General features: G+C 64.1%; 6 protein-coding genes and 1 pseudogene. 3 read left to right on the top strand and 4 right to left on the bottom strand.

The features are described from left to right. Both AXK61_RS16170 and AXK61_RS16175 read left to right on the top strand, forming a co-directional pair. Positions 1-363, top strand: a 363-nt coding sequence (locus tag AXK61_RS16170) for a transposase (RefSeq protein WP_197466837.1), incomplete at its 5' end; no start/stop codon positions are given. A gap of 258 nt (positions 364-621) precedes the next feature. Further along, a complete protein-coding gene (locus tag AXK61_RS16175) occupies positions 622-1,104 on the top strand; it encodes a polymorphic toxin type 44 domain-containing protein (RefSeq protein ID WP_068746352.1) in 483 nt (160 codons plus the stop codon). A 580-nt stretch (positions 1,105-1,684) separates the two neighbouring features. Here the strand turns inward: AXK61_RS16175 and AXK61_RS16180 are convergent. Together AXK61_RS16180 and AXK61_RS16185 are read right to left on the bottom strand one after the other, a co-directional pair. Then, positions 1,685-1,861 (bottom strand): annotated as a pseudogene (locus AXK61_RS16180) (integration host factor, actinobacterial type); the annotation flags it as partial. 183 nt (positions 1,862-2,044) lie between these two features. After that, positions 2,045-2,614 carry a recombinase family protein gene (locus AXK61_RS16185; protein ID WP_068574346.1) on the bottom strand — a complete coding sequence of 190 codons (570 nt, stop codon included), beginning with the start codon at positions 2,612-2,614 and terminating at the stop codon, positions 2,045-2,047. Between the two features lie 443 nt (positions 2,615-3,057). On the opposite strand from AXK61_RS16185, the gene AXK61_RS16190 reads away from it, so the two are divergent. Next, on the top strand, positions 3,058-3,579 hold the full coding sequence (locus AXK61_RS16190) for a GNAT family N-acetyltransferase (RefSeq protein WP_068746353.1): 522 nt from the start codon (positions 3,058-3,060) through the stop codon (positions 3,577-3,579). An 18-nt stretch (positions 3,580-3,597) separates the two neighbouring features. Here AXK61_RS16190 and AXK61_RS16195 read toward each other — a convergent pair whose 3' ends face one another. After that, positions 3,598-4,251 (bottom strand): hypothetical protein, encoded by a 654-nt coding sequence (locus AXK61_RS16195; RefSeq protein WP_139058071.1) that lies wholly within the window; start codon positions 4,249-4,251, stop codon positions 3,598-3,600. 140 nt (positions 4,252-4,391) lie between these two features. Then, positions 4,392-4,858: ATP-binding protein (locus AXK61_RS16200; protein WP_197466838.1), on the bottom strand; the 467-nt coding region annotated here is incomplete at its 5' end.

Consider the following 4,858-nt stretch of genomic DNA (forward strand, 5'->3'; position numbering starts at 1 on the left):
GGCCCGGTCGAACGCCTCGAGCTGCGGCACCGGCGCCGCGCCCGCTGCGAGGACCGCATCCGCGCATTGAAGGACACCGGCCTGCGGAACCTCCCCCTGCACCGGTTCGCGAAGAACCGGATCTGGACCGCGATCGCCGCGCTGGCTGCCGACCTCATAGCCTGGACCCAAATGCTCGCCCTGACCAGCCATGATGCCCGCCGGTGGGAACCCAAACGACTGCGCCACCGACTCTTCTGCATCGCCGGATCCATCGCCCGGCACGCCCGCCGCACCCGCCTGCACCTCGCCGCGACAGCCCCCGACACCGGCCTGCTGATCGCCGGCCTACAGCGCCTGAACCGGATGCGAGCACCCACATGACCGACACGACTTCCTTGACAATCCGATCACGAAACACCCCCACGGGACAGTGGAACCCGACGCCACCCGACGCAACACCGGGCCGCATCACCATGCCCACGAACGAAACCCTCACTCGAGGACACCAATCCGAAACCGATCAGGAGGGGACGACCACCTCACGAAAGATCGAGGCTAGTTGTACCGTCGGCAGGTGGCATACCTATCGATACACCGCACAAGGACTGGATCCGCGCGGCGGAGTTCATCACCCAGAAGATGAAGGAGAACGCCCTGGGCAACGACGTCCGCCTGCAGAAGCTTGCCATGTACTCCACGAGCCCAGCCGCCATGGCCGCCTCGGCGCTGCGCTTTGCGCGACTAAATCTCTCACATGCGCAGTGGGACTACAAGGACGCGCTTAACCCGATGTTCGGAGGATCGCGCACCGTAACCGCATTTCTCGTCTATCCCGCGGACCCTAAATGGCGGATCGCCGCCGATATTTGGACGAACATTCATTTCGGTTACATCGGTCGCCAAATCGGGTACCCCGAAGACGTTCTTGTCGCAGCATCACACCTGGCCGGCAATCCTGACCCCAACGACGACCTCGCGGTTCGAATCGGATACAAGTGGGGAAATATCGACCCCTCAATGCTATCGGTTGATGACACACTGCGAATGGCCGGCGAGGTGTCGCGCGCACTGATCGCGCAGGAGGCTGGCGGCAGTGACATCTTCCAGGTGAGGCCCGCATGAGGGGCGACATTACATGTTTCTGATCGTATCCACCGCATTCTGTGCGATCATGTTTCGATACCCGAATGTCTGCGATGAAACTACCCCGGGATACGGGTTTGCGTACTTGGTCAGAATATTCGTAGCCCTACTGCTGTCTGCCCTTTTCGAGCCTATTCTAATCTTGGCTACGGCGTCTCTCAGACGGCGGGTTGGCACTGTTCTCGCAGTTGTCGCGTACACATGGAGTTCAATAGTCACGACTGCGGTAACGGTCGTTCCGTTCGCTCTGTGGATGAGTGGGGCGTGCCCATCTGTTCGGCAAGACTCCGTCGCTCCATACTGGCCATGGGTTGTTGCATTACTCGCCGCTGGAACAATCCTGCTTACAATGACTGTAATTGCAAAAGCTAGGCGTTGTCGCGAAGGTTGAACGATCATCCTTGCGCGTTGGGCGCAGTGGTGACGGTCCAGCGAGGCGAAGTCAGCGGAGGTCCAGGTGTGGCCGGCGACGTAGTCACGGAGCGGCAGTCCTCGAACAGCGACGGAGCCCGTCACCTTCGCCGCGAAGGTGACCTGCTCCGTCGCAGTCTCAGCTGGCCTACGCCGCGAACCACTCCAGCAGGCCGGTGCGTTGCCGCTCACCGAGGCTGGCCACCCGCCGATTCTCCACGATCTCCAGCTCGGCGATGATCTCGGTGGCGCGGACCTTCCCGTCCTTCGGCAGCGCTCCGAGCAGTGCCTGGACCTTGATCTTCCCGACGGTCGACTCGTCACTGCGGTCGAGGACACCGACTCCTGCCGCCTCGCTCACACCCGCAACCGCCTCACCGACGGAGCCAGCGTCCCTGCGGAGTGACATCCACATTCGTGTTCACTCCGAGTCCCTCCCCGCCCAAAGTGACTCCCAGATTCGTGAACGTAGCCACCCGACGGCGCGTGGCATCGCAATGGGGGTGCGTTACGCGGTCATCTTGTAGTTGTAGACGCTGGCGCGGCTGATGCCGTACTCGGCGGCGAGGGCTGTCGGGGATTCGCCGGCTGTGAGGCGGGTGCGCAGATCGGTGGCCTGGTCGTCGGTCAGCTTGGCCTTGCGGCCGCGGTACCGGCCGGCCGCCTTGGCGATCGCGATGCCCTCCCGCTGGCGCTCAAGGATCAGCGATCGCTCGAACTCGGCGACGGCCCCGAGCATGGTGAGCAGCAGGTTGTTCATGGGGGAGTCGTCCCCGGTGAACGTCAGCGATTCCTTGACGAACTCGACGCGCACGCCGGCCGCGGTGAGCTCGCGGACGATGCGGCGGAGGTCCTCGACGTTGCGGGCGAGCCGATCCATGGAGTGGACGACGAGTGTGTCGCCGTCACGGACGAACCGCAGGGCCTCGGCGAGCGCGGGCCGGTCGGCAGTCTTGCCTGAGGCCTTGTCGGCGAAGGTGCGGTCCACCGCGATGCCGTCGAGCTGCCGGTCGGTGTTCTGGTCGACGGTGCTGACGCGGACGTAGGCGATGCGCTGGCCGGTGGCGGTCGCGGTCATGCTGTCCTCCGAGGGGGCGGCGCTTGGCGGTGTCGAGTTGGACTCTATGGAGTCGCTGGACATCTGTCAAACAATTCGGATCGACATTTCATTTGTACGTGGTGACCGGGACCGTCCGGTGTCCAGTGAGGGTGTACCCATACTGGACGCTTGCGTTGGTATTCGCTGACGACGTTGGTCACAGTTGGGCCGCGCACGCTCGAATTGGTGTCACCAGCGACACCCGCGCGGGTACTGTGGCTGTACAGGCGGGCTGAGCGAGTGTCCGCATCAGCGTTTGGACAGGGTGAGATGTTCGCGGCGAAGGATTCCGGGCAGCAGGCACGGCGGGACGTGACCGTCGTTCGGCGTGGGCAGATTCAGCAGCTCGCACAGATCCGGCCGACCCCGTCGTCGTCGGCCAGGGCCGCCGTCGCGCGCGCCAGCGATAAGCGCCGCAGCCGGTGACGGAGCCCGCCCAGTTCAGGCTGGAGCGGCTCACCGAGGAACACCACACCAGCTACTTCGACTGCGGAGTCAAGTCGCTGGACGATTGGCTTGCCTCACACGCCTTGGACGAGCAGGACCAGGGTCGCAGCTGCACACACGTCTGGGCCGACGCTGGCGGCTGCGTGGTCGCCTACTTCACGCTCCTTCCTACGACGATCGTCGAATCCGACTCGGGAATCATGTCGATACTGCGACCCGCGCGGTTTCCGAGAACCAGTGACCTCTGCGGAGTGCTACTCGGCAAGCTTGCGCTCGACCAGTCGCTGCGTCGGCAGGGGCGTGGAAACGATCTCCTCGCCGAGGCGTTCGTCACTGCCTACGAGGCTGTGCAGCTGATCGGTGGCGTCCATCTTGTCACTGATCCACGCGACGAGGTCCGCGGCTTCTACTTGCAGTTCGGATTCGTCGAGCTTGAGGGCACCAAGCGCATGTTCCTGCCGATGCGGGAATTCGCCGAGGGTGGTACACCTCTGTAGCGAACGCCCGAGCCCGATCTACCGGAACTCGTCGAGGTCGTAGAAGTCGATCACCGGCGCGCCGAGTTCCTTCGTGAGCACACCGCATAGCGCGAGGATGATGCCTTTCAGCTCTCCGACGGTCGCCGGGTGCGGGTCGACGAGGTCGAGCAGCATGTGGATCTCGAAGCCCTTGCCGTAACCGTGGTTCGTGTCGCCGTCGACGGTGTACTCGGTGTCCCAGGACCACGGCGAGGCGGCGGCCACCTGGTCGAGGACCGTCTGGACGTGCTGCTCCTCGGATGCCGGTAGACGTGCCAGCAGGGTGACCTCAACGTCGTCCTTGGTGGCCATCTCGGTCACCGCGCCCGCACGCTGCTCGCGTACTTGGCGGGAGAACTCGTCAGCCATTGCGTACCAATTGAATTCGTCGTCCGTCATCAACCGGGCATCGGCGAACTGCTCGCGCAGAATCGTGGTCGTGCGGTCGAGGTACGCCTTCACGAGCTGCTCGTCTCCCCACGACAGCACCTTCACGGGGTACTCCGCGAAGACCGTCGAGCCATAGGCCTCGCCCTGCGCCCACACGTCGTCGCCGTCGAACTCGGGCACCTCGTTCAGTTCGTCGAGGACCGCGGTCAGCTGTGCCTCGGTGACGCCGGCGACGAACAGGCTCTTCTCGTACTTCCCCACGGTGCACATCCTGGCCCTGTCGGGCGCCTCGCGCTACGGACTTCTTCGGACGATGCTGTTTGTGCCCGTCAGACGGTGATCAGGCTCATCGAAAGTCCCCAGTGATGCTCATTGAGATTCCTCACCTGGGTGCGGTCGGATTATAGCGGTCGGCGGCTGGGTGCGGTTGCTGTGCGGTGGGTTTCGTTGCGGGCGTGGTGGTCTCGTAGTCGGTAGCTGTCGCCGTCGAGTTTGAGGACGACGGAGCGGTGTAGGAGCCTGTCGAGCATGGCCGCGGCGACGGTGGTGTCGCCGAGGACTTCGCCCCATTCGGAGACCGATCGGTTGGTGGTGATGACGATCGATGTTTTCAGATACCGTTGCGCGACAACCTGAAACAACGCTGATGCGGCTTCGGCGGGCAAGGGGAGGTAGCCGAGTTCGTCGATGACGAGCAGCGTCGGGCCAGCGAAGAACCGCATGGTCGTCGACCAGCGGCCTTCGATCGCCGCTTTGTGGCAGCGGGCGGCCAGGTCGGCGGCGGTGGTGACGTAGGTGCGGTATCCGGCGTGCACTGCGGCATGCGCGAGCCCGACCGCGAGGTGGGTTTTCCCGGTGCCGGGTGGTC

Source organism: Tsukamurella pseudospumae, from assembly GCF_001575205.1.
Classification (GTDB): domain Bacteria; phylum Actinomycetota; class Actinomycetes; order Mycobacteriales; family Mycobacteriaceae; genus Tsukamurella; species Tsukamurella pseudospumae.